At 63.5% G+C, this 24,486-nt stretch carries 23 protein-coding genes; 11 read left to right on the forward strand and 12 right to left on the reverse strand.

From position 1 onward, the window contains the following. Positions 1-10 precede the first annotated feature (10 nt). The 4 genes from LMQ14_RS19720 to LMQ14_RS19735 all read right to left on the reverse strand — a co-directional run bounded on the left by LMQ14_RS19720 (position 11) and on the right by LMQ14_RS19735 (position 4,116). Complete coding sequence (locus LMQ14_RS19720) at positions 11-814, reverse strand: SDR family NAD(P)-dependent oxidoreductase (protein ID WP_267731201.1); 804 nt, start codon at positions 812-814, stop codon at positions 11-13. Between the two features lie 48 nt (positions 815-862). Next, on the reverse strand, positions 863-1,636 hold the full coding sequence (locus LMQ14_RS19725; protein ID WP_267731202.1) for a TetR/AcrR family transcriptional regulator: 774 nt from the start codon (positions 1,634-1,636) through the stop codon (positions 863-865). Positions 1,637-1,765: 129 nt separating this feature from the next. Next, positions 1,766-2,911: a sulfotransferase family protein gene (locus LMQ14_RS19730; RefSeq protein ID WP_267731203.1), complete on the reverse strand. Its 1,146-nt coding sequence runs from the start codon at positions 2,909-2,911 to the stop codon at positions 1,766-1,768. Further along, positions 2,908-4,116 carry a DUF1214 domain-containing protein gene (locus LMQ14_RS19735; RefSeq protein WP_420714700.1) on the reverse strand — a complete coding sequence of 403 codons (1,209 nt, stop codon included), beginning with the start codon at positions 4,114-4,116 and terminating at the stop codon, positions 2,908-2,910. The genes LMQ14_RS19730 and LMQ14_RS19735 overlap by 4 nt, the downstream gene beginning before the upstream one ends. A gap of 443 nt (positions 4,117-4,559) precedes the next feature. Between LMQ14_RS19735 and LMQ14_RS19740 the strand changes: the two genes are divergently transcribed. From LMQ14_RS19740 to LMQ14_RS19750, 3 genes are read left to right on the forward strand one after another with little or no spacing between them, the layout of a single operon-like run. Next, positions 4,560-5,720 carry a cytochrome P450 gene (locus tag LMQ14_RS19740; protein WP_267731205.1) on the forward strand — a complete coding sequence of 387 codons (1,161 nt, stop codon included), beginning with the start codon at positions 4,560-4,562 and terminating at the stop codon, positions 5,718-5,720. A 10-nt stretch (positions 5,721-5,730) separates the two neighbouring features. Continuing rightward, on the forward strand, positions 5,731-6,918 hold the full coding sequence (locus LMQ14_RS19745; protein WP_267731206.1) for an acyl-CoA dehydrogenase family protein: 1,188 nt from the start codon (positions 5,731-5,733) through the stop codon (positions 6,916-6,918). Further along, positions 6,915-8,192 (forward strand): acyl-CoA dehydrogenase family protein, encoded by a 1,278-nt coding sequence (locus LMQ14_RS19750; protein ID WP_267731207.1) that lies wholly within the window; start codon positions 6,915-6,917, stop codon positions 8,190-8,192. Before LMQ14_RS19745 ends, LMQ14_RS19750 begins: the two co-directional genes overlap by 4 nt. A 12-nt stretch (positions 8,193-8,204) precedes the next feature. Here LMQ14_RS19750 and LMQ14_RS19755 read toward each other — a convergent pair whose 3' ends face one another. Next, positions 8,205-9,425 carry a CaiB/BaiF CoA transferase family protein gene (locus LMQ14_RS19755; RefSeq protein ID WP_267731208.1) on the reverse strand — a complete coding sequence of 407 codons (1,221 nt, stop codon included), beginning with the start codon at positions 9,423-9,425 and terminating at the stop codon, positions 8,205-8,207. A gap of 364 nt (positions 9,426-9,789) precedes the next feature. Between LMQ14_RS19755 and LMQ14_RS19760 the strand changes: the two genes are divergently transcribed. The 6 genes from LMQ14_RS19760 to LMQ14_RS19785 all read left to right on the forward strand — a co-directional run bounded on the left by LMQ14_RS19760 (position 9,790) and on the right by LMQ14_RS19785 (position 14,947). Next, on the forward strand, positions 9,790-10,128 hold the full coding sequence (locus LMQ14_RS19760; RefSeq protein WP_267731209.1) for a Zn-ribbon domain-containing OB-fold protein: 339 nt from the start codon (positions 9,790-9,792) through the stop codon (positions 10,126-10,128). Continuing rightward, on the forward strand, positions 10,128-11,264 hold the full coding sequence (locus LMQ14_RS19765) for a thiolase C-terminal domain-containing protein (protein WP_267731210.1): 1,137 nt from the start codon (positions 10,128-10,130) through the stop codon (positions 11,262-11,264). Before LMQ14_RS19760 ends, LMQ14_RS19765 begins: the two co-directional genes overlap by 1 nt. A gap of 135 nt (positions 11,265-11,399) precedes the next feature. Next, on the forward strand, positions 11,400-12,260 hold the full coding sequence (locus tag LMQ14_RS19770; protein ID WP_267731211.1) for a mycofactocin-coupled SDR family oxidoreductase: 861 nt from the start codon (positions 11,400-11,402) through the stop codon (positions 12,258-12,260). Between the two features lie 145 nt (positions 12,261-12,405). Continuing rightward, positions 12,406-13,248 carry an LLM class F420-dependent oxidoreductase gene (locus LMQ14_RS19775; RefSeq protein WP_267731212.1) on the forward strand — a complete coding sequence of 281 codons (843 nt, stop codon included), beginning with the start codon at positions 12,406-12,408 and terminating at the stop codon, positions 13,246-13,248. Between the two features lie 116 nt (positions 13,249-13,364). Then, positions 13,365-13,778: a Zn-ribbon domain-containing OB-fold protein gene (locus LMQ14_RS19780; protein WP_267735604.1), complete on the forward strand. Its 414-nt coding sequence runs from the start codon at positions 13,365-13,367 to the stop codon at positions 13,776-13,778. A gap of 26 nt (positions 13,779-13,804) precedes the next feature. After that, on the forward strand, positions 13,805-14,947 hold the full coding sequence (locus LMQ14_RS19785; protein WP_267731213.1) for a thiolase family protein: 1,143 nt from the start codon (positions 13,805-13,807) through the stop codon (positions 14,945-14,947). Between the two features lie 7 nt (positions 14,948-14,954). Here the strand turns inward: LMQ14_RS19785 and LMQ14_RS19790 are convergent, their stop codons facing one another. The 6 genes from LMQ14_RS19790 to LMQ14_RS19815 are packed head-to-tail and all read right to left on the reverse strand — an operon-like array spanning position 14,955 to position 20,485. Further along, complete coding sequence (locus LMQ14_RS19790) at positions 14,955-16,325, reverse strand: lipocalin-like domain-containing protein (protein WP_267735605.1); 1,371 nt, start codon at positions 16,323-16,325, stop codon at positions 14,955-14,957. 49 nt (positions 16,326-16,374) lie between these two features. Continuing rightward, positions 16,375-17,466 carry a Zn-dependent alcohol dehydrogenase gene (locus LMQ14_RS19795; RefSeq protein ID WP_267731214.1) on the reverse strand — a complete coding sequence of 364 codons (1,092 nt, stop codon included), beginning with the start codon at positions 17,464-17,466 and terminating at the stop codon, positions 16,375-16,377. A 10-nt stretch (positions 17,467-17,476) separates the two neighbouring features. After that, entirely contained in the window at positions 17,477-18,661 is a 1,185-nt protein-coding gene (locus tag LMQ14_RS19800; protein WP_267731215.1) for an amidohydrolase family protein, read from the reverse strand. Next, a complete protein-coding gene (locus tag LMQ14_RS19805; RefSeq protein ID WP_267731216.1) occupies positions 18,658-19,725 on the reverse strand; it encodes an amidohydrolase family protein in 1,068 nt (355 codons plus the stop codon). Before LMQ14_RS19805 ends, LMQ14_RS19800 begins: the two co-directional genes overlap by 4 nt. Further along, positions 19,722-20,081: a Rieske (2Fe-2S) protein gene (locus LMQ14_RS19810; RefSeq protein WP_324291068.1), complete on the reverse strand. Its 360-nt coding sequence runs from the start codon at positions 20,079-20,081 to the stop codon at positions 19,722-19,724. The genes LMQ14_RS19805 and LMQ14_RS19810 overlap by 4 nt, the downstream gene beginning before the upstream one ends. Next, the gene (locus LMQ14_RS19815; protein WP_267731217.1) at positions 20,078-20,485 is read right to left on the reverse strand and encodes an alpha/beta fold hydrolase; all 408 of its coding nucleotides are present in this window, start codon (positions 20,483-20,485) and stop codon (positions 20,078-20,080) included. The genes LMQ14_RS19810 and LMQ14_RS19815 overlap by 4 nt, the downstream gene beginning before the upstream one ends. Before the next feature lie 209 nt (positions 20,486-20,694). On the opposite strand from LMQ14_RS19815, the gene LMQ14_RS19820 reads away from it, so the two are divergent. Both LMQ14_RS19820 and LMQ14_RS19825 read left to right on the forward strand, forming a co-directional pair. Further along, entirely contained in the window at positions 20,695-22,431 is a 1,737-nt protein-coding gene (locus LMQ14_RS19820; RefSeq protein WP_267731218.1) for an FAD-dependent oxidoreductase, read from the forward strand. Between the two features lie 55 nt (positions 22,432-22,486). After that, positions 22,487-23,689, forward strand: coding sequence for a cytochrome P450 (locus LMQ14_RS19825; RefSeq protein WP_267731219.1), 1,203 nt, complete (start codon positions 22,487-22,489; stop codon positions 23,687-23,689). Positions 23,690-23,936: 247 nt separating this feature from the next. Here LMQ14_RS19825 and LMQ14_RS19830 read toward each other — a convergent pair whose 3' ends face one another. Beyond that, complete coding sequence (locus LMQ14_RS19830) at positions 23,937-24,359, reverse strand: tautomerase family protein (protein WP_267731220.1); 423 nt, start codon at positions 24,357-24,359, stop codon at positions 23,937-23,939. Positions 24,360-24,486: the final 127 nt, after the last annotated feature.

The following is a 24,486-nucleotide window of genomic DNA, read 5'->3' on the forward strand; positions in this document are numbered from 1 at the left end:
GGCCGGTAGCTCAGACGAAGTCGGAACCGCCATCGACGTTCACGGTTGCGCCGGTGACATAGCCGTTGCGCCGGGATGCCAGATATGTGGTTATGGAGGCGATTTCCTCAGGCAGGCCAGCACGGCCAAGATCGCAGGGTTGATGGAAGTTGTCGTCGATCCACTTCATCACGTGCACGGGGTTGCTGGCATCCAGGCCGTCGCTGGCAAGGATGTCTTTGAGGTTTTCCGTGAAGCTGGCAGTGACGATCGTCCCTGGACACACGCAGTTGACTAAAATGCCTTCCTTGGCAAGGCTTTTCGACAGATTTTTGGTCACGCTGCTCAGAGCCGCCTTGGATGCTGTGTACGCGACGATCCGTGGATTCTGCCGCTGAATCGAATGAGCCGAAAGGGTCACGATGCGGGCCCACTCTGCGGCGCGCAGCATCGGCAGCGATGCGCGGACCGACCGCACACCCGACATCGTGCCGAGCGCGAACGCGGCGTCCCAGTCCGTGTCGCTCATCTCCTCGAAATAGCCATCGCCCGGGCCGATGGTGTGCACCAGGCTGTTGAGTTGGCCCCACCGCTGCGACACCTGCGCGAACCCGTCGGCGATGGAGTCGGCGTCAGCCATATCGACGCTGATCCCGATGGCCTCGGGAGCACCGGCTGCGCGCAATGACTCGACCGCGCTGTCCAGTGCCACCTTGTCTCGGGCCATTACCGCGACGCTGGCACCCTCGGATGCCAGGGTCTGGGCAATGGCTAATCCCATGCCCTTGCTACCGCCGGTGACAACGGCTTTCGATCCAGCCAATCCCAGGTCCATCGTGACTCTTTCTGTTCGGTGCTGTTGTAGGTAATGGTGTGCAGCTATTCATGTGCCGGGCTGCGGATCGCCCCGAGCGGCAAGGACTTCCGCGACCGCATCGGGGCTCGCGCCCATTGCGCGCAGGCAGGCGCGCAGTACCCGCCTACGGACGTCAGCTTGCAAGGTATCTTGCGTGGCCCATTGCCGTTGGGTGCACGCCCACACCGCGCCTTGCACGATCTCGGCGTCTATCGGCGGATCGATATCATGAAACACGCCCTCACCCAGACCACGTTCGAGTTGCTCGATGAGCGGCTTCAGCATTGTGCCGAACGCCGCTTGAACGAGTTCGGGTGAGGTGAACATCAATGTTTGTGCCTCTAGCGACACCTGACGCAGGCTTGAGCCGATGCGGTTGTCGAAAGCCACATCGAGTCGCGCGTCAATCCAGGCGGCTACCGCGTCTATCGTCGTCGCGCTCGCTCGCATTTTGCGCCGCAGCCTGCGCGTCTCGGTGACAGCAGCTTCCATGAAAACCGCAGACACGAGATGGTCTTTGGATTCGAAATGCCGGTAGAAAGCGCGGGTGCCCAACTGGCACCGCCCAAGCACCTCGGCGATGTTGAGACCTCGCACCCCTTGCTCGCGGACAATTTGAGATGCGACCGCCAGAATCGCACGGCGCACATCGGGATCGGGACCCAGTTTGTCGCGCCGCCGGGCGACACGGCCGGCAGCGTGCCGACTGTTCTCTGTCACTGGTTCAGCCTGCGGCACATTCAAGTCCATCGCACGCTTACGCGCCGAAACCGTGCTGTGGAACGTGCCGTACGGGATCATCTGGCCGCGAACACATCGGGGAAACGACGTTCCAGTGTGTTGCGCACGCCGTCACGCCAGTGGACCGCGCACGCTCCGACGAAATGACTCGTGTGAGTGTGATATTGGCTGCGGCGCAACACACTCCGGTCAAGCTGTGGCATCGTAGGTGGCGAGGTATTCGGCGAAACTGGCCCGGACCCGGTCGGGCGTCAGGCCGTAGTCGGACAGGTCGTAGTCGTGCGCTCCGCGAGAGCCTGGTTTGTGCCCATCCGCCCACTGCTCAACCGAGCGCAAGGTCGCGTCGGTGAACCTCAGGCCCAGCTGCTTGTAGGCGCCCTCCAGCGTGCCGACCGGGTTGACTTGCAAATCAGCGAAGGAAACGTCGGCAAAACGGTTGTCGCCGAACCGCTTACGGAATTCCATCGCCCGCCGCACGCCCTCAGCCCAGCTCGCGAGCTGCTCGGCGCCGAGTTCCTCGGCGTCGTCGCGGTCGCTGCTCCAGCTGCGCACATATTTGATGAGGCTGCACACCGAAGCCATCACCTTGGCCGGATCACGGTGGCTCCACATGAATTTCGCGTTCGGATAGGCTTCGACGAGCGCATCGAGGGCGAAAATATGAACAGGCGTCTTGAGATGCCATAGGTTCGGCTTGCAGTGCCACTGCAAAAGCTTGAGAACCCGCCGGTGGAAGGTGTATGTCTCGCGCATGTCGCAGTCCATCAGCCACGACAGATAACTCGGAACGCGGACCACGCCGTCAAAGTGAAAGGTACGGAAGCTCATTCCCATCAGATCCTGACATTCGGTGGGCGCCGTCGCTTCCGAATTGTAGAGCGCCTTCATCAACGGGAACATTTCATAGAGCATCTCCGTGCCTGCTTCAGCCTGTGCGATCCGTGGATCGCTGTGCTGGGTGGCCTCCTCCGGCGGAGGCGTCGGCTGCTGTGATTCCCACATGCGCAGCGACCGGAACTGCGGATCGGCGGCCACCAATTGACTCAATGCTGTTGTGCCGGTGCGGGGCAAACCGATCACGAAGACCGGACCGTCGACGACCTCGTCTTCGATCTCAGGGTGCTGTTTGTAGGCGTCCTCTATCTTGAGACGCTGAATCAGGGCGTTGCTGATGGTGGCGTGCTGGATCACCCCGCCCATGTCGTTGAGGTCAGCCTCGGTATTCAGCGCCTCGACGGTCCGCTCGAGCCCCTCCCGATAGTAGGGCGAACCGAAATCGTCCAGTCCGGTTGCCGCTCGCGCGCCATCTTCGAGATCGTCAGCTGAGAATGTCACCGTGCGAACCTTTCGTGTACTGCGCGTCGCCGCGCCCTGAGGATTGCTTGCCGCTCTTCGGGTTTGACGATTTTGGTGTCGGCCGGGAGCGCCGAGGCGATGCTGTCGAACTTCACCACTTGCGCGTTCGGTGTCGGCGCTGTTTGCGTGCGCACGCAGCGCAGGATCATCGCTCCATTGCTGTGGCCCGCGGTGTCGAGCCAGTTCGCGACCCCGGGATCGCGGGCGCTCAGCACCACTCGCACCAGCCCATCGGAATCCACCGCCGCCTGCTGGGCGTTCAGGCTGGACTGATGGCGTCCATAGTGGATGGTCTCCCACCACGGATTGCCGAGCGAATAACTCCAGTAGACGCCTTCGGGCGGTTCGACCTCGAGGATCAGTGCCTCGTCGGGATCCAGCGCCCAGCGGCCGATCACGGGCCTGTTCTCGGCCGCGGCGCCCATCGCGCTGCGATCGATTCCTGGCAGAAACCCGTTGACGGGGGGCGCTTCGCCGAAGTCCAGGAAGAACTTCAAGTTGTCGTGGACGAAATCGCCCAGCGCGACCAGTTGCCGCGACACGGCGGCATCCTGTTCGACGGGGCGGTCTTTCGCGCGCGCCGGATCGCCGATTCGCTCGATCTGCAACGACGAGGGCACCTCGGTGTCCCAGTCGTAGAAGAAGTGACGCACCGTCAGCGTGGGATGCTCGCCTTCGATACGCATCCAGTTCCCGCTCCGCTCATCGGCGGACAAGATGACTTCGAAGTTTCCGTCGGCGTCTACCTCGAGTTCGTCGACCAGCGCATTCGACGTCGAAACGATGCCGTTCATCGTCTGTAGTCCGACATAGCGGGCGGTGCCGCGATTGCCATACAGCCGATAGCTCTCGCCGCCGCGCAGCGCCGATCCGGTGTACAAGCCGTCCGGGCACTCCATCCCCCAGGTGATGATGTCATCGGTGCTGGTGGCTCGGACGCCGAGGACCGGATCGGGGTCGACCCGCAATGCTGTGTCGATACCGGCTGCCAGCAGAACCAACAAATGCCGCATGCCCGCCGCCAGATCAACCCGGTTTCGGCTCACCGGGTCGGATTCGACGATCGCTGCGGAACTCGTCAGCCGCTCCGTCAAGTACGACCACGCCTGCGGCAAGTCCAGCTCATCCTCGCCGGGGCCGCCTGACATCGATGCCTCGGCAATCGAGAACGGCAGCCATGCCATTGGCTTGTCGCGATCAGCCACGATTCCTCCGCTTCCACCGCCCCGGGAGCCCTATCCGAAAATAATGTTTTCAGTTTAGGCGTATGCACTGTCACACGTGGTTGCGATGATTGTCAACGGCGGCAACCGAGCGCGGCCACTGCACACCCGCGATTTCGCCGGCATGCCACGCGCACTGCGTTGAGCCTCTGCGGTTTTCCCGATTCCGACGGGGAGACGCGCGCCAAAGAGCACCTGCGCTGCGACGGCGTTGCCCGCCCGCGACGACCTCAGCGGTTCGCCATGGGGGTGGTGACGCGCCCAACGTTCCGCAGCACATATATCGTTACCGTAACCTATACCGCAAGGATCACATCTGTTGATGCGGGAATCACGCGAAACTGCAGGGGAAGCGGGATTTGATCGGCCGCGGAAGTGGTCAATCAACCCAGGAAGGTGACCCGGTGAAGATACCGAACGTCCACGATCCATTGTTCTGGCAGGACCAACCCGATGATGAGCTTCGCGATCTCCGACGCACCTGTCCGGTCGCTGCTCATCAAGACGAGGACTTCTGGGTCGTCGCCGGCCACGAGGACATCTCGCGGATCAGCAAGGACCCGGGAACATTTAGCTCTGCCAAGGGCGTCCTGATCGGCGATCGCAAAAGGGAGGTCGCTGCGGCTGACTCGATCCTGTACATCGACCCGCCTCGGCACGTCACCCAGCGGCGAATTGTCAACCGGGCGTTCACCGTCCGTCGGGTGGCCGAGTTGGCGCCGGTCGTAGAGCAGCTAGTCAGGGACGCCTTGGACGCCATCGACCCGACCTCACCGGTCGACGCGGTCGATGCGATCAGCGCTCCGGTGCCGATCCTGATGATCGCGCACATGCTTGGTGTCCCCGCCGAGGACTTGCCGACGTTCCGCGCTTGGTCTGACGCAATCGCTATCGCCGCGACCGACCCCACCGATCCGCGGGCCATGGCAGCGGTTGACTTCTTTACGTACTTCAGCGAAAAGCTCGATGCCCGAACGGTTGAACCGAAAGACGACCTACTCAGCGCGATCGTGGCCAACTCCGAACTGACGCGGGCCGAACAACTCAGCTTCTGCATGACCCTGCTGGTCGCGGGTAACGAGACAACGCGCAATCTCATCAGCGGTGGGCTGGCCGCTCTGGCTGATCATCCGGAACAGCGCGCCAAATTGGCGGCCGACGAGTCGCTGATTCCTGCGGGGGTCGAGGAGATGCTGCGCTGGGTCACGCCGATTGTCGCTATGTCACGTACCACAACCTGCCCGGTCGAAATCGGAGACGAGAACGTCGGCGCGGATTCGTATCTCATCATGCTTTATGCCGCGGCCAACCGTGACGAGAAGGTCTTCGGCGCCGATGCACACGAGTTTGACGTGACCCGCTCGCCAAACCCGCACCTGGCGTTCGGAATCGGCGAACATTTCTGTCTAGGGGCACAGTTGGCGCGGCTGGAGGCCGGGATCGTTTTCACTGAAATCTTGCGCCGATGGCCCAACTACCGGGTGCTCGACGGCCGGCAGATGGGCGCGTCGACACTGCTGCGGGAAACCGTCAAATTGCCAATACTGTTTCAGCCCAATGAATGAGGCCACGCTGATGACTTCGGTCGATTCCCCGGAGATGACGCTCTTCGCGTCGACCACACGGGCGTTCCTCGACCGTGAAGCACCCATCGCCCGCGTGCGGGAACTGCACGAAGCCGGCACCTCGTTCGAACCCGACTGGTGGCGCCGCGCAACCGAACTCGGCTGGACCGCGCTATTGGTCCCGGAAGAATTCGGCGGTGGCAGCGTCTCGGGCAACGGCATCGGTGACTTGGCCCTCGTTGCCCGCTATCTGGGTCACACGGTCGCGCCGGGCCCGCTGCATCCGGTCAGTGCCGTGCTGACCGGACTCGTAGCAGCGGCCACGGGCGACGCCGTTGGCGGCGACCGACCAGATCATTCATCGACCATCGAGTCACTGGTCGAAGGCACCACCATCGCATCGTGGGCGGTGTACGAGCCGGGCCGCGGCTGGGATCCCCTTGCCGCCGAAGTCACGGCGACGGCCACCGAGTCCGGGTATCGGATCGACGGCGTGAAGGACCGAGTCGAAGCCGGCGGCGAATGCGACTTGCTGCTGGTTGTGGCCCGCGCTGACGATGGCTTGCGCCAGCTTCTTGTTTCAGCAGACGTCCCCGGGGTCAGCATCGAACAGGAACCGTCGATCGACCTGGTCAAGCACTACGCACGGGTGAGCTTCGACGGAGTCGAGGTTCCGGTGACGGCCCTGGTCGGCACAGCAGCACAGACACCCGTGATCGTCGATCGGCAAAGCCAGATCGCCCAGATCCTGCAGTGCGCCGAAGTGGTCGGCATCCTCGACGCGGTACTCGACTTCACCGTCCAGTGGGCGCTCGACCGCAACTCCTTCGGGCGTCCGCTCGCGTCCTACCAGGCGCTCAAGCACCAGTTCGCCGATATGAAGATGTGGCAGGAAGCGTGCCGGGCCACTACGAACGCGGCAGTGGCCGCCGTTGCCGAGCGTTCGCCGGCGGCGGCACGAGCTGCCAGCATCGCCAAGTCATATGTGGGCGAGCGGGCCGGCGTGATCCTGCAGCAATGCGTGCAATTGCACGGTGGCATCGGCGTCACGTGGGAGCACGACCTGCACGTCTATCTGCGGCGGGTGGCGCTTTACCGCTCGCTCTACGGCACGCCCGAGGAGCACAACCTCCGCGTGTATGCCTTTGAGGAAAGGCAAGCAGAAATGCATCGAGAAGGGTCTGGATCCGCGACATGACCAATCCGCAGCCAACCACGACCGAGTCATCGACGGCCGGGGCCACCGAGACGGTGGCCGAATTTCGCAAGCGGGCCAGGACCTGGCTGGCCGCCAACATGGCGCGCGCCCCGAAGAATCCCGCAGACTTGCCCATCCACCGCGACGAGGATGCGTCGTGGGCACGCGCCCGCGAGCTGCAAGGCATGCTGTTCGACGGCGGTTTCGCCGGCATCTGCTTCCCGCGTGAGTACGGCGGCCTCGGCCTGGATTACGCCTATCAGAAAGCATTCGACGCCGAATCGGAGGGCTACGAACTCCCCCTCATCCTCAATGCACCCAGTTTCGCCATCTGCTGCGCCACTTTGCTCGACACCGGATCTGAGGAGCAAAAGAAGGCACACATCGGGGCCGCGTTACGCGGTGAGGAGGTGCTGGTGCAGCTGCTGTCGGAGCCCAGCGGCGGTTCGGATCTGGCGGGCGTGATCACCCGCGCTGACCGCAAAGACGGCAAGTGGGTGCTCAACGGAGCGAAAATCTGGAGCAGCGGAGCCTTCGCCGCCGACTACGGACTGTGTCTTGCCCGATCCAACTGGGACGTGCCCAAACACGAGGGGCTAACGATGTTTTTAGTCCCGATCAACCATCCCGGCATCACGCTGCGGCGCATTAAACAGGTCAACGGCTCGCTGGAGTTCTGCGAGGAGTTCTTCGACAACGTGGAGCTCGGCGATGACGCAGTGGTCGGCGGAGTCGACGACGGCTGGGCGGTAGCCTCGCGTCAGCTCTTTCACGAGCGCCGCGCGGTGGGCAAGGGCTCCGAGTTTTGCAGTGGCATCGGCATCGAGAACTTCGACAGCAAACCCGCCGACCTTGTCGACTTGGTCAACCAAACCGGACAGGCAGGCAGCGAGCGGGCCCGGGAACTGGCAGGCCGCGCCCTTGTGCATCGCGCGGTCCGCGATCACCTCGCCGAGCATGTCTACCACGCCGTCCTCGACGGCTCGTTGCCTCAGGCCGGCGGATCGCTGTTGCGGCTATGCCTGGGCCTTACGGCGAGTCTGGTGTCCGACATCGCGCTGACGATCGCGGGCACGGCGGGCGTTGTCGGCACGTCGCCGGAGGCATTCACCGTCGGAGAGCGGTACCTGTCGCGTCAGGGTGACTCCATCGGCGGCGGCACCACCGAGATCGCGCGCAACATCATCGGTGAGCGGATCTTGAACTTTCCTCGTGAGTACGCCGCGGACCGCGGCGTCCCGTTCAACGAGGTACACAAGAACCGGGCCAAGTAACCAACCGCGGTCCTAAAGGATGGCGCTGACGTCCTTCGCCTTGGCGATGTCGTCCCAATCGATACCGAGTTCCATCAAAATCTCTTCGGTGTGTTGTCCATGCTCGGGTGCGCGGGCGGGTTCGGGTGGAGTCTCGCCGAACTGCACCGGGGCGGCGACCGTCCGATACTCATTGCCCTGATCGTCAACGTTCGTGACCAGGTAGCCGTTCGGTCCGGTCTGCGGGTCGTTGAGGGTCTCACGCGGTGTCGCATAGGACGCCCATACGCCCGGCTCGTCCTCGAGCGCTTTTTGCCAGTGCTCGAGGTCGTGTTCGGCGAACTTCTTGTTGAGGATTGCGACGGCTTCGTTGGTGTGGGCCACCAGGTTGGCCGAGGGCACGAATCGCTCGTCGGTGGCGAGTTCGGGCAGGCCGATCCGGTGACAGAAGCCGGCCCAGAACTTGTCGGGCTGCAAAAAGACCAGCTGGATCCACCGGCCGTCCTTGGTCTTGTAGCGGTTGACCACGGGGTTCAGCGCGACGCCAGGAGGAGCCCCCGGGATGCCGTCGGCGTCGAAGAAGTCGGCTACCAGAATTGATGGCGCGATGGCCCACATCGCCTGCGCCAGCAATGACGAATCGACGATGGTGGCTTCGCCGGTGCGCTCGCGGTGGAACAGCGCCGCACATACTCCGCCGGCCAGGGTTGCGCCACCCTGTAAGTCGCCGAAGGCGGGACCCTGAACGGCTGGATATTCGGAGCCGAACGGCGTCAGCGTGTAGGCCACTCCGCCGCGGGCGGAGTAGGTGGCGCCGTCGAAGCCGCCCTGGTTTCTGTCCGGACCGCGGACCCCAAGGCCCGATCCTCGCGCGATGATGATGTCGGGATTGAAGGCACGAATGTCTTCGACGGTGAGGCGCGCGCGCTCGAGGGCGCTGGGCAGCCAGTTGGTCAGCAGCACGTCGGCGGTCGCAAGCAGCCGGCCGAAAAATTCGCGGCCGATCTCGGATTTGAGGTCGATCGCGATGCTGCGCTTGCCCCGGTTGCCCAGCTCGAGCATGAAGTCGGCGTCCACTCGAGCGGCCTCGCGGGTGAATCCTCCGACGACAAGCGCCCGGCTGGGGTCGCCGAACTCGACGCTTTCCACCTTGATCACGTCCGCCCCCCAGTCGGCCAGTGCCACTCCGGCCGACGGCACATAGGTCCATGAGGCCATCTCGATAACCCGGACCCCGCTGAGTACGCGCGACATGAACAAACCTTTCGATAAGCCTGTCAAGGGACGTTGCGGGCGTTCGCCGCGCTCCGTTGACACGACGTTACCGTAAGATCTACCGTTATCATCACCAAAGACTTACCGGTACTCTCACCGAAGCGGCCGTAGCCATGCTGCCACAGCCACCCGCGGAGGTCGGGGTACCGGCTGTCCAAGGGCTGAAGCGCCAACTGGAGGGACGAATGGAGTTCACGCTGCCCAGCGCGCTGGATCCGCGTCCGCCTACGGATGCGGCACCTTGGAGCTGAACGTCCGGCCGGTCCCGATCCCAGACTCGGTGAGCGAGTTCTATTGGGACAGCGCTAAAAAGGGGAGCCTCGCAATCCAGGGGTTCGAGGGGATGGACCTGCTCCAGCATCCCCCGAGCGCCGTGCCCGAGGTACCTGGCGGCGGCCCACCACTCGACCAAATGGTCCCGGTCGCCGTCGAGGTCAGCGGGCGGGGAACCCTCTTCTCATTCACCATCCTGCGGCAGCCCTTCCACCCTGGGTTCGTCGACGCGATACCGCTAATGATCGGTCTTACCGAGCTGGACGACGCGCCCGGTGTCCGGATCCTGACCAACATCGTCGAGGCGCAGCCCGTCGAGCTTCGGATCGGGTTGCCGATGGAGGTCGTGTTCGAACGTCGCGGCGATATGGCGCTGCCGCAGTTCCGCCCTGTCCGAGAGCTTGCCTAGTGATCCCTGACAAAGCCGCCATTGTCGGCATTGGCTACTCGACCGTGCACCGAGAGAAAGGCGTCGACGGACGCCCCTTGGCCGTGGCCGCCGCCCGCGCCGCGATAGCCGACGCAGGGCTTCAGGTGCGCGATGTCGACGGGGTTTTCCAGTACGCCGGCGATGAGCACTCATACGACATGGCGCGGATGCTGGGGATCGAAAACCTGGTTGCCTACGGCGATTTCGCGCCCCGTGGCCCCGCGGCCCTCGGGTCGGCGCTCGGCGCGCACATGGCTGTGCTGTCTGGCGCGTGTGAGGTTGCGCTGGTGGTGCGCTCGGTGACCCGGGAGTGGGGCCACATCTCGATGGAGATGGCACTGCCCCCGGCTTCGGGGCCTTGGCAGTGGGATCTCCCCTACGGCGTTGCCGGCGGGATGATCCCGATCATGGCGATGAAGAAACGCCGGCGGATCGACACTCTCGGCGGAAGCGAAGAGGACTACGGGCACATCGCGATCAATGCGCGCCGGTGGTCGGGCCTCAACGAGCGCGCCGTCGTGCGCGAGCCGTTGACGATGGACGACTATTTCAACGCTCGCATGATCTCCGACCCGCTCCGGTTGCTGGACTGCGATTACCCCGTGACCGGCGCCTGCGCCGTCATCATCACGACTGCCGAGCGAGCCTGCGACTCACCGAAGTTGCCGGTCTGGATCGACGCCGCGGCGATGGGCACCGGATGGAAACCGGACTGGACCTATACCGACGATTTCCTCTTCGGCGGCACACAGCGCTGTGCGGAGACCATGTGGAAGCGATCGACCGTCACCGCCGCCGATGTCGACGTCGCCCAGCTCTACGACGGCTTCACCCATATCGCCCTGTCCTGGGTTGAGGCGATGGGCTTTTGCGGTGTAGGCGAATTCGGCGGTTGGGTCGACAAAGGCGCGACGATCGGCCCGGGCGGCGCCCTGCCACTGAACACCCAGGGCGGTCAGCTGGCGGAGGGCCGGTTGCACGGCCTGAGCTTCCTCGCCGAAGGTGTCGCACAATTGCGCGGCGAATGCGGCCAGCGGCAGGTTGCCGGCGCCGAGGTTGCAGTGGTCGCCAACGCACACGGACCGCACTGCGCGTCATTGGTGCTGACCAGATGAAGCAATGGAATTGGGGATCGCCCAGGAGTCGGCGGATAGAACGGCGTCGAACGTGTCGAGCTGTGCCTGAAAACAAAAACTGACCGCTACCGCCGAGTTGACGGTCGCGAACACAACGAACGAACAGGAGTAATGGTGGGAAGAGTTGAGGGCAAGGTCGCGGTCATCAGTGGCGCGGCACGCGGGCAGGGCCGGTCCCACGCGCGGCTACTGGCCGCCGAGGGCGCCGACATCATCGCTATCGATGTGTGTGAGGACATCGCGTCGAACGACTACCCGTTGGCCCGACCAGAAGACCTCGACGAAACCGCCCGCCTGGTGGAGAAGGAGGGCCGCAAGGCCTACACCGCGATTGTCGATGTCCGCGATCGGGCCGCGCTGTCGGCGGCCATCGATAACGGGGTGACCGAACTGGGCAAACTCGACGTCGTAGTGGCCAACGCCGGGATCGCGCCGCTGACCAAGGGCGGTCCGCGGCAGGCCTTCGTCGACGCCGTGGACGTCGACCTGGTCGGCGTTCTGAATCTGGTTCACGTCAGCCTCAAGCATCTCAAGGCCGGTGCGTCGATCATCGCCACCGGCTCGCTGGCCGCGTCCCTCGCGTCGCAGAACACCAGCGGGATGGACGCCGGCCCCGGCGGCGCTGGCTACGGCTTTGCCAAACAAGTGGTGTCCCACTACGTCAACAACCTCGCGTTGCAGCTGGCGCCCGAATTCATCCGCGTCAACGCCGTTCACCCCACCAACGTCAACACCGACATGCTGCACAGCCCGCCGATGTACGCGGCCTTCCGGCCGGACCTGGACAACCCCACCCGCGAGGACGCGGAGGCGACGTTCCCAATCATCAACGCCATGCCGGTTCCGTATATCGAACCGGAGGACGTCAGCGAGGCCGTGCTGTACCTGGCCTCCGACGCCGCGCGTTATGTCACCGGCCAACAGCTGCGCATCGATGCGGGTGGCGCAGTGAAGGCCATCCCGTGGTCGGGCTAACAGATCGACACGACTTCCAAGCATCGGTGCGGTGGTCGGTGTCGGATGATGTCGGCTCAGCACCGCGCGGTCGACCCCTGGTAGTGCGGCGCAAACCACCTATACCCACCGACGACTGAAAGCAGGCGAATCACTGTCAGAGACAATGAAATTCGGCATCACCCTGGCCAGGGCAAACTCGTCGCTGTGGCCGGAGTTGACGCAGCGCGCGGACAACCTCGGATTCGAGTCGGTCTGGATTCCGGAACATCTGGTGCTGCCGGTTCAGATGGCCGGCAGCCCGCACAAGGGTGATGAGCACCCGCCAATCCCACCCCAAACGCCGGTGTTCGACGCGCTGAACTACCTGTCGTTCCTGGCGGGCACCACACAGAACATTCGGTTCGGCACCCAGGTCTACAACATCGGTCTGCGTCATCCGTTCATCAGCGCACGCGCCGCAGCCACTCTCGACATCGTGTCGGACGGGCGGTTCGAGTTCGGCGTCGGCGCGAGCTGGCTACGCGAGGAGTGGGATGCCACCCAGTTGGATTTCGCCACCCGCGGCGCCCGGATCGACGAGACGCTGCAAGTGTGCTTCGCGCTATGGACGGAACCTGTTGTCTCCCACCACGGTCGGTTCTTCGATTTCGACGAGGTGATGTTTGAACCCAAGCCGGTCCAGCCGGGTGGACCGCCGATCCACGTCGGCGGTGACGGCGCGGCCGCGTTGCGGCGGGTCGCCCGCTACGGCGACGGCTGGCTGCCGATGAACCACACTCTGGACATGCTGCCGGCATCGCTGCAGAAGCTCGGCACGCTGTGGGACGAGCAGGAAAGATCGGGTCGCCCACAGATCAGCATCGGCCTGCCGGTGGAATCCACCGACGACGTGCGCAGGCTGGCCGACGCAGGCATCGACCGCCTGATCATCGCTCCGTGGCAGCGCACCAGCGGAGCGCTTGACGGAATCAGCCGATTCGCCGACGAGATCATCGGCCGGCTGTGAAAAGACGACCCCGGGGGGTGTGACCCGCTTTGGTTCAGGTTACGGTAGGAGTTACCGTAGCTGTGCGGCGGCCCGAAGAGGCCACCACCAGGTTGGCGGTGGGATACGGAGGATCCATGCAAAAGGCGCTCGCACCCGAAATTTCGACTTGGCCGAATGAGGAGCCCCAACTGCTCGGCAGCCGCTGCAGCGCGTGCGGCGCGACCGCGTTCCCCGTGCAGCAACGCTGCGCGAAATGCAGTAGCGCCCAGATGTCAGAACTGCCGCTTCCGCGGCGCGGGACTCTGATCGCCTGGACGACACAGGGATTCGCGCCTGGCGCGCCGTTCGCTGGCCCGACGGGCAACACGTTTACCCCATTCGGCGTCGGCCTCGTGCAACTCGATGACGTGATCCGGGTGGAGGCCAGACTCACCGAGAGCGACCCGGTGAAGCTGCGATTCGGCATGGAGGTTGTACTGACGATGGTCCCGCTGACCACCGACGACGAAGGTAACGAGATCCTGACGTTTGCCTTTCGGCCCGTGTAACGGATTCGCGCAGAAGGAGTTTGACAATGAACGACGTGGCCATCATCGGTGTCGGGTTGCACCCTTTCGGCCGGTTCGACAAGTCCGCGGTGCAGATGGGTGCGGAGGCGATCCAACTCGCGCTCGCCGATGCCAACCTCGATTGGCCAGACATCCAGTTCGCCGTGGGCGGGAGTCATGAGGTGTCCAACCCTGACGCCGTGACACGGCTCGTCGGACTCACTGGAATCACCTTCACCAACGTATTCAACGCGTGCGCGACCGCGGCCACCGCTATCAAGGTGTGCGCCGACACGATCCGGCTCGGCACACACGAGATCGGCATCGCCGTCGGGCTCGACAAGCATCCTCGCGGCGCGTTCAGTGACGACCCGGCAACCATGGCTTTGCCGCAGTGGTACGGCGAGAACGGGCAATTCGTCACCACCAAGTTCTTCGGCATGAAGGCCAACCGGTACCTGCATGACCACGGGATCTCACAGCAAACGCTAGCCAAGGTGGCTGCTAAGAACTTCCGCAACGGTTCGCTGAATCCGAAAGCGTTCCGCCGCAAGCCGATACCCGAAGAAGCGATTCTCGCCTCAGCGGTGCTGAACTACCCGCTGACCCAATACATGTTTTGTGCGCCGGACGAGGGGGCGGCGGCGGTGATCATGTGCCGCGGCGACATCGCACACCGATACGCGTCGAAGCCGGTGTATCTGCGAGCTGCTGAAATCCAGACCCGCCGTTTCGGTTCCTACGAAGTGCACGCGACCTCCGCACCAGTCGAAGAAACACCCTCGCCCACCGTGTACGCGGCACGGGCCGCTTTCGAGGCGGCCGGGCTGGGGCCAGCCGACGTCGATGTCATCCAGCTGCAGGATACCGACGCGGGTTCCGAGGTGATCCACATGGCCGAGGCCGGATTCTGCGCCGACGGCGACCAGGAGAAGCTGATCGCCGACGGGGCCACCGAGATCAGTGGTTCGATGCCGGTCAATACCGATGGGGGGCTCATCGCCAATGGCGAGCCGATCGGCGCGTCGGGGCTCCGTCAGGTCCACGAGCTCGTCGTGCAGCTGCGTGGCCAGGCCGGTTCCCGGCAAGTACCAGGGAAACCCAAAGTCGGGTTCGCTCAGGTATACGGCGCTCCCGGTACAGCATCCGCGACGATCGTTTCGGTCTGACACATGGCTACCTCAGGCCTTCACGCACAGCGTCGGCGAGAGCGTCGAGTATCTCGAGCAGCTCACCCGACTCGTCGTCGGATAGCACATTGAGAAGCGGACGCATCTCGCGATCCAGGTAGTCCAATGCGTCCTTCGTGTGCCGGCGCGCGATCAGCGACCGCAGCTCGTCAATCGCCGAGTCCAAATTCTCGGGCGCGGAGTCGCTACGGGCGAGCTGCGTTGCCAGGACGTCAACCAACTCCCAATCCCGGTACATCGCGTTGGTGGCCTCGGCGATTCCGAAACCTGTGACGGCCCGTCCCGCCATGGTCCCGCGATAGTGGTAGGGACCTTCGATGTATTCGATCGGCAGTGCGTGTGCGGGAACGCGAACAACAGGCTCGCAGGTCAACTCGAGTTCGAGTTCCTTGGAACTGATCCTGTGGCGGTCCGGCAAGTACCGTGCGCCTGAGGGCGGTCGTACCAGAGTGCGAATCTTGTTGGGCCAGCGCACATAACCGGTCGTGGTCACTTCGAGATCCTCGACGCACGCAGGTGCGGATCCGTCAGCGTAACTAGCCGTGACACCGCTAAAGGGCACCACGGCATTGCCGATTCGGCGGTCGAATTGCCGCCACACGCTCAGGTCGACGCCGTTGTCGAGGCTGATGGTGTGCCACTCGTGGGCTTGTCCGCGGGCATCGCCGCCAGTAGCCCCGCCGCCGGCATAGCGAGGGAACCACTGCCGGTCGACGTGGCCCGAATGCCCGACGACCTCTTCTGCCACGTCACCCCAGCGCAGCGTTCCCACCATCCGCATGCCGGTCTGGAAGTAGGAATAGGTGTCGTCCTGGAGACAGGCGACGATCTTGCCGTTGTACGTTGATCCGCCGACCGGCACCGGGGGACGTGTGGGCGTCACGTGCAATCGCAGTTCCATTCCGGCGCCGTCATAGTCGCGGCCGAAAGCTACGAAGTCATACGTGTAGGGCATCAGCTCCCCCGCGCTGTCGCGGCATGCCGCCCATACGGTTGTCCCCGCACTGCTGTCGTACCTTAGATCCAAGTAGCCCTCCGCACTGGTCAGCTTGGGGTGCGCGCCGGGTTCCATGTTTTTCGGCGGCATGTCGTAGTCGGTGAATGTGCCGTAGGTGGCTCGGTCGACATCGAACAATGCGAACGTGTGAAAGTCGGCGACTACGTCTCCGCCGGGACGGTTTCTGTTGAAGATCGCAATGAACGCAAAATGCCGCCCGGAAGCTTCGACCGTCAGATGCCCAGCGAGGTACCAGGTATCCGACTCGTAGTCAGGGTGAGTGCCTTCCGCGGCCGGGAAATCGAGCTGCGAGTCACTCGGCACCAGACGGTAGGGGTACCGGCGCCAGTCGCCCTGCATCGACTCGTTGATGTCGTCCATCCGCACTTGCCTCAACCTCGATGTCTCTTTACTCGTTGACGATTACAGTCCGGATGCCCGCGCCGCGAACCAGATCGTCGAACGCGTGGTTCACGTCCTCCAGCTTCATCCGCCCGGTAATCAGCTGATCCAGCGGAAGCCGTCCAGTTCGCCAGAGGCCGAGCAGGAGTGGGAAGTCGCGGCTGGGAACTACTGACCCGTATTGACAGCCGACCAGGGTCTTGCCATGCATGTAGAGGTCGTAGGCCGACAGAGAGATCAGTTCGTCAGGCGGCGTGGCGCCCACGATGCAGGTTGTGCCGCCACGGCGGGTGCCGCTGATCGCGGCCTCGATGGTGCCGCGGTGACCGACGGCCTCGAAGACGAAGTCCGCGCCTCGGCGGCCCGTAATCGACCGAATCTGTTGGACCACATCGCCGTCGGCCGGATCGACCGCTGCCGTGGCGCCCAGCGAGAATGCGGCATCCCGGCGAGAAGCAACCGGGTCGACCGCGATGATCACGGCGGCGCCGCGAACCTTTGCTGCCATCAGGGACGCCAGGCCGACGCCGCCGAGCCCGATCACGGCCACCGAGCTGCCGTGGTCAACCGGTGCGGTGTTCAGCGCGGCGCCTGCCCCGGTGGCGACGCCGCAGCCGATTAACGACGCGACCTCCAGCGGGATTCCGGGGTCGATCGGGACGACGGCCCGCGCCAGGCAGTTCGTGGCCGTTGAAAAACTGGATACGCCCATCGCCGTAAATAGCGGCGCACCCTCAGCGTCCGTGGCATATGGCATCGCGTAAACGTCGCGGATGGCATTTCGGCACAGGTGCACCTCGCCCTGCTGACAAAACCAGCACTGCCCGCACGCCGCCACCCAGGAAATCACCACGTGGTCCCCCGGTGACACGTGATGCACTTCGGAGCCCACCGCTTCGATGATGCCCGCGCCTTCGTGGCCCAGGACGCATGGTGTGCCGACCGGGAGTGCGCCGGTGGCTTGCGACAGGTCGGAGTGGCATACACCGCTGGCAGCGATCCGCACCCGAACCTGGTCGGGCGCAATCGGTGCGAGCGTGATGTCCTCGATGCTTAACGGCCATCCGATCGCGCGAAGGATGGCACCGCGTTCGGCCATGGTGTGCACCTCAATGTTGCGCGAGATCGGGTTGCGGGGCACTGACCCGTGGCGGTTCTCCCGGAAGAGCCTTCACGGTTTCCGGAAATCCGTAGAGAGCCATAGCGTTACCGCGCATGATTCGTTCACGCTGGTCAGCCGGGAACCGATGCACCGCCCACGTTGGAGCGTCGAAACTCCAGTGCGGATAGTCGGTCGAGAACATGACGTTGTCACCAAGATCCATCATGTCCATGTACTCGCGGAAGATCCCAACCTGCACCTCCTCGAGCGGCTGAGTGGTGAAATAGACATGCTCCCGGACGTAGTCCGACGGACGGCGACGCACGTGCGGCAGGTCGGATCGACGCTGCTCCCAGATGCGATCCATCCGTGACATCGCCGGCATCGCCCAGGTGAAGCCGCCCTCCACGAATACGACCCGCAGATCGGGATGCCGGTCGAACGCCCCGTCGAAGACCAGGCTGATCAGGTGGGACACGTAGAGCAGCGGCCAGGAGGCGAAGAAGTCATGCCAATGGGCAGGATTGCCGACGGGGTAATGCGGAATCAACTCGAACGGTGTTTGGCCCATCAGGTGGGTGGCAACGGGAAACCCGTTGCGCGCTGCCGCCTCGTAGATCGGGTCGAAATGCGGGTTGCCGAAGGGGATTCCTCTGGTTTGCGGGGTGATCAACACCTCGGCCATATAAGGGTGGCCGGCCCAGCGCTCGATCTCCCGTCCGGACTCCGCGGGGGTTTGAGCACTGACGCTGATCGATCCCCGCCAGCGTCCATGCCAGTTGTTTTTGCCCAGCCAGATGTCGGCCAACCAGTCGTTGTGCGCGGTCTTCAGGACGTGCTCGGCCTGGGGAAGCTTTGCGTCACACATGGGTTCGAGGACAGCGATGCTCACCCCTGCGTCCAGGAGAAGTTGCTTGGCGGCGAAATCTGGGTCGGTGCCAGCGAAGCCGCCGTTGGGTGGCATCGAGTCAACCCGCATCGAACTCGTCTTGAACGCTTCAGGGGTGTCGTAAAAGTGCGGGAGGGGCGTCTTGGCATTCCCGGTCGGCCAGATCTTGTCGACCCATTCGGGCGGTGCATACGACTTGATTATGTCGGTCGACACCGGCAACGGATGTACATCAGTGTCTACGATGGTGACGGCTACCTCGTCGGCGGCGATGTCGGACCGGGGCCGTTCAATGGTGGTCATGTGACCCTTTCCTTCGTGAGCGAGGCGAGGCCGAAAAGGTCACTCGCATTGCGCCAGAGCACTTTTTCCCGTTGCACGTGATCGAGTCCGGTGACCGCGTCCTGCGGTGACGTCGTTGACCAATGCGGGTAGCTCGACCCGTACATCAGCAGGTCTGCCTTGTCCGAGAAGTCCAGCCATCGCTGCGCCTGCGAGGGATCGGTTGGTCCGTCGAATGCCGATGAGCAAAACCGGACATGGTCTTTCAGATACTGGCTCGGGTATCGGTCGACCCATGGCGTCTGATCGCGGTTGGACAGCCAGAACGTATCCAGCCGCCAGATCAGTGGCGTCAGGATGTCGTAGCCGCCGTCGGCGAACGTGAAACGCAGGTTTGGGTGGCGTCCGAAAACGCCCTCGACGATCAGCGTCGCGAGGTGGACGAAATAGTTGAGGGGCATGAGTGCGGCATAGCCTGGGTAGGTGTCGGCATGGCCGGCGAACGTCGGCGCCCGGTCGACGCCGTTACCGCCGTTGATGTGCACGGCCACTGGGAGGCCCTGGGCGGCAGCGGCCTCCCAGATCGTCTCGAACATGGGCTTGCCGTAGGGCTCTCGGGACTGCATCGGCACCCCCACCTGGACCATCTTGGGGTGAGCGCCGAGTCGCTCGATCTCGGCGACCGCACCGCGCGGATCTTCAGGGTTGACTCGGATGGTGCCGAGCAGCTTTCCGGTGGTGTCGGTATCCAGCCATCGCTCGATGAGCCAGTCGTTGGTCGCCGCGCAGATGCGGCTGTTCAGCAGGTAGTCGGCGATGTTCCCCCGGGTGAGCGGGTTGAGGATGGCGAGGTCCACGCCGCCTTCGTCGAACAGATGGCGGCACACCGTGTCACGGTCCGAGCCTGGGTATTTCCCGTCGTAGAGGTCGGCGCGATAATCCCCACCCGGGGCCTGGTACCACTGCTGCTCGACGTCGGGAATAGCGCGTTGCTGGTACGCGGACGCGATGTATTTCCGGATCTCGGCGTTATAGCGGAAATGCGGCTGAACATTCGTATCAATGATGAGACTGGGATCGCTCATGCGGTCAGATACACCGTCCCATCGGTTATCTCGACGGCATAGGTGCGGGTTCGCCTGCGTGGATGCGCAACGGTTTTGCCAGTAGTGATGTCGAATTCCCACTGGTGCCATGGACAACGGATGATCTTGCCGTCATTGACTCGTTTTAGGTGGCCGGGTTCGTCGGGTGCGTACTCGTTGGTTCCGCCGACTAGTCCCTCGCACAGGGGCGCGCCCTCGTGTGAGCAATAGTTCGCGATCGCATACACGGTGCCGTCGATGTTGTATACGCCGACGCCAAATTTCCCTACCGGCACGATCTTTGAGGCGCCAGGAGGTAGTTCGTCGAGTGCGCACACGGCGTGCCGTTGCATCATGGGCGAGTCCCGATCGCGGTCGCGCTCAGCTGCTGGACGAACTCGGTGATACCGGGGGCGAGCAGCGGCCACCGCTGGAACGGTGAAGCACCGCTGGCGAATGCATTGTCAGCGGATCCGCCTAACAGGGTTGCGGGGCCGAAATCGACCTCCCGCAGCAGACCAGCCAGAGCGTCGGCCCACAGCGCGGACTCTGATTCCGCGTCGAACGACACGCTCGAATGCCCGCAGTTCGGCCGGTCCCACAGCAGCACGCTGAAGCCGTTTTCGGCGAGGGCTTCGCCGAGTTCCCGTATTCCGCCGGCCTCCATTCCATAGCGCCCGCCCGGCGTCAGGACGATGCGTGGACCTTCTCCCAGGATCTCGAAGGCGATCTTCAGGGCACCGACCTGAGTCTCGGGCACCTTAACCTCCTTGTTGACCGGGCAGACCTGGACATGGGCCAGCACGCCTTGCGCAGGCAAAATACGATAGTTACCATGATCGTTACCGTTAACGTTACTGTTAACAGGTAGCCCGCGGCAACCCGCCCGGGAGGCTGCCCATCAGCTTCAGGGTGGCGGCCATGCGGCGCGGCTGTCGGCCCGCCCCACCAGGAGGACCGCCACCGAAGATGCCTTACGTCATCACGCAATCCTGCTGCAAGGACGCGTCTTGCACCGCGGTCTGCCCGGTGAACTGCATCCATCCGCGACTCGATGACGCCACATTCACCACCGCGGAAAGTCTTTACATCGATCCCGATGCTTGCATCGAGTGCGGGGCGTGCGTCGAGGAGTGCCCCGTCGACGCCATCGTCGCCGACGACGAGTTGACCGACTCCCAGCTGCGCTACCTGGATATCAGCTCGGCTTATTTCCAGAGCCGCACGCACAGCGCCGACGACTTGCGCATGACGGTTCTGCGCCCCGGCGCCGATCTGTCCGGGATTCGGATCGCGGTCGTCGGGTCCGGTCCTGCGGGCATGTACGCCGTCTGGGAATTGCTCGAACACAAAGGCATCGCGGTGGACGTCTACGACCGCTCATGGGCACCGTTCGGGCTGATTCGCACGGGGGTGGCTCCCGATCACCCGGAGACGAAATCGATCACCGACCTGTTCGAGCGCGCCGCACGCAAACCCAACGTGACCATGCACCTTGGCGTCGAGGTCGGCACCCACGTCTCGCATGAGGAGTTGTCGGGCGCCTACAGCGCCGTTATCTACGCCACCGGAGCCTCTGCAAACCGCACGACCGGCCTGCCCGGCGCGCATCTCAACGGCGTGCATTCGGCGACTGGGTTCGCCGGCTGGTACAACGGCGATCCCGACCAAGCAGATCTGGTATTCAACCTGTCCGGCGAACGTGCGGTCATAATCGGCAACGGCAATGTGGCACTCGACATCGCACGCGTGCTGCTCACCGATCCCGCTGAGCTCATAAACACAGATATCGCCGAGCACGCCCTGAAAGCATTGAGCAAGAGCAACATCCGTGAGGTTGTGATCGTCGGGCGGCGGGGTCCTGCTCAGGCGGCGTACACCAACCCCGAACTGATCGCCCTGCTCGACCTCCCCGGAGTGGACGTGATCATCGACCCCGGCGACGCGGTCATCGATCCCGTCACCGCACAGCAGCTCGCGCAGCCGGAAGTCGAGCCGGCTGCCCTCCTGAAAGCTGAACTGGTTCAGGAGATTTCGCGCCGGCCGACCACTGGCGCGACACGGCGGATCGTCTTGAAGTACCGGCGTTCACCGACACGCTTCTGCGGGGCGAAGCAACTCTCCTCCGTCCGCCTGGCCCGAAACACGCTGGTGTCCAATGATGACGGCCGAATCAGAGTCCAGACAGGTCCGGAATCCGACGAACTCAGCACCGGCCTGGTGTTCGAGTCGGTCGGACACCATGGTGTTCCAGTCAAGGGCGTGCCCTTCGATTTGGCGCGCGGCGTGATTCCCAACCACCGGGGCGGCGTGTTGGCATCGCCCGGGGGCGAGTCGCTCCCAGGCGTCTACGTGACGGGTTGGATCAAACGAGGTCCATCGGGTGTGATCGGCAGCAACAAGCGATGCGCCCGGGAAACGGTGGCGCATCTGGTGGCAGATGTGGCGGCCGGCGCGGTCGTCCCGGCCCCCGACCAGAGCAGCTTCCGCGAGTTGCTGCGGCAGCGACAGCCAAACGCCATCGGCTTCGATGGCTGGCGGCGGATCGACGCCGCCGAGAGGCGGACCGGCCAACGGACGGGACGACCGCGCATCAAGCTCACCGAGCCCGCGGCGATGTTGCGCGTCGCGACCCAGGAGGAACAGTACCCGCCGGACCGGCCGGGCCTGAATGAGAGCACGAGAGGTTCATACACACACCAATGATGCTTGAACACAGCGATTTCCGTATTCGAGGCGCCCGCCGGGCTAGGAGGATGATTTGACCGTTTCACAGGTTGTTTTCGACCCGTTTTCTGACGATTTTTTCAACGCGCCATATGAGACCTACCGGCGGCTGCGTGATGAGGCCCCGGTCTATTACAACGACGAGTACGATTTCTACGCGCTGACCAGGCACGCCGATGTCGCGGCCGGATTGAAAGATTTCGAGACGTTCTCGTCGGCACGTGGAATCGACCTCGAAATGGTGCAGTCTGACAACCCGGTGCCGCCGCTGGTCATCATGATGGACCCGCCCGCACACCGACGGATGCGTAACCTGGTCAACAAGGTCTTCACCCCCCGCGCCATCCAACGTCAACAACAGATGGTCACCGAGCAGATCGAGCGGTTCCTCAGCGCCGCCGACCCGGAGAATTTCGATGTGGTGCAAGACTTCTCCGCGTTGTTTCCGGTCGAGGTGATTACCGGGATGTTGGGTGTCCCGGCAGAGCTTCGCCAACAGGTCCGGCTGTTGCTCGACAAGCAGCTCGAGCGGGAATACGGCAAGATCGGAATGCCGGAGGCCGGACTTCAGGCGGGTATCGAGACCGCGCTGATGTACTACAACATCATCCAGGATCGCCGTGCCGAGCCGCGCGACGACATGATCAGCTCGCTGATCGCCGTCGAGGTCGACCGTGAGGACGGCACCAAAACCAAGCTCGATGACGTCGAAATCACCGGTTTCGCATCGCTGTTGGGCGGGGCCGGCGCCGAGACAGTGACCAAGCTAGTCGGCAACGCGGTCGTCACCTTGGCTGAGCACCCTGATCAGTGGCAGATGTTGCTCGATGATCGCAGCAAGATTCCGGCAGCCATAGAGGAGCTGCTGCGCTGGGAAGCACCCGCCCAGTATGTGGTGCGCTACAGCATGAAAGAAGTCGAGTTGCACGGCACCACCATCCCGGCGGGCAAACCCGTCATGCTGGTCGCGGGTTCAGCGAACCGGGACGAGCGCGCCTTCACCGACGCCGATACCTTCGACATCGAGCGTGATCGCGGCGAGGCGCAGAACCTCGGGCTGGGCTACGGCATACACAGCTGTCTGGGTGCCGCATTGGCACGGATGGAGAGTGCTATTGCGCTCGATAAGCTGCTCGATTTCATGCCCCGATATGAGATTCAGCACGACGGGTTGAAACGCGTCGCCATGACGAATGTGACTGGCTGGCACAACGTGCCGGTGCGAGTGCAGCGATGAGAGTCGATATCGGCTTTGGCCTCTGTGAGGCGAACGGCATATCGGGACCACCATTGGATGCGACTACGCTCCCTGCGGGTAACCGCACGGAGCAATCGGCAGGTATGCCATGGGACTCGATGAGGACACGTGAACGTCTTGAGGTCTTGTGGGCAAGCTGATCGGATTGTTCTAGGAGAAGGGCGCCCTAAGTGGTCACCCGCGAGCCGGAATCTGGCTCTGATCGCCCTGGGAGCCTCCGCCGAGGCTAATCGGCTATCGAGTCTGGGTCTAGCCGGTCGACAGGCACGCCGTTGATGTAGGTGGCTCGACCCATGCCCATGGAGAAGTCCGAGGACTCGACGGTCATCAGGTTGAAGAAGACATCCTCCGGGCGGACGCGGAGCTTGTCCTGCAATTCGCCCACGACGGCCTTATAGAACGCGGCCTTCTGATCGCCGCTAGCGACATCAAGAAAAATCAATTGGATGAAGATGCAATTCTCGGACCGGTAGTAGCTCAGGTAATCCGCGTCGAACAGGAAGTTCTCCGGCTTGTGCTCTGAGATGACCTGGAATCGGTCCTCGGGAACCCCAAGGCAGGTGATCATCTGCTCGTACACAATGTCGGCGATCGTACGTCGGTACTCGGCGGACTTGCCTTCAATGAGGTCGATGCGGGCCAGAGGCACAGTTGTATCCTTCCACTCGGTTCGTTGCCGCAGAAAAGGTCCCGGCGTTGCTTGCATATGGAGTCATTTTGATAGCGGCACACCGGATTTCCTAGCTCTGACAACGTCGCGAGGCCTCGCTGGCGCT

Source organism: Mycobacterium sp. Aquia_213 (genome assembly GCF_026625985.1).
Classification (GTDB): domain Bacteria; phylum Actinomycetota; class Actinomycetes; order Mycobacteriales; family Mycobacteriaceae; genus Mycobacterium.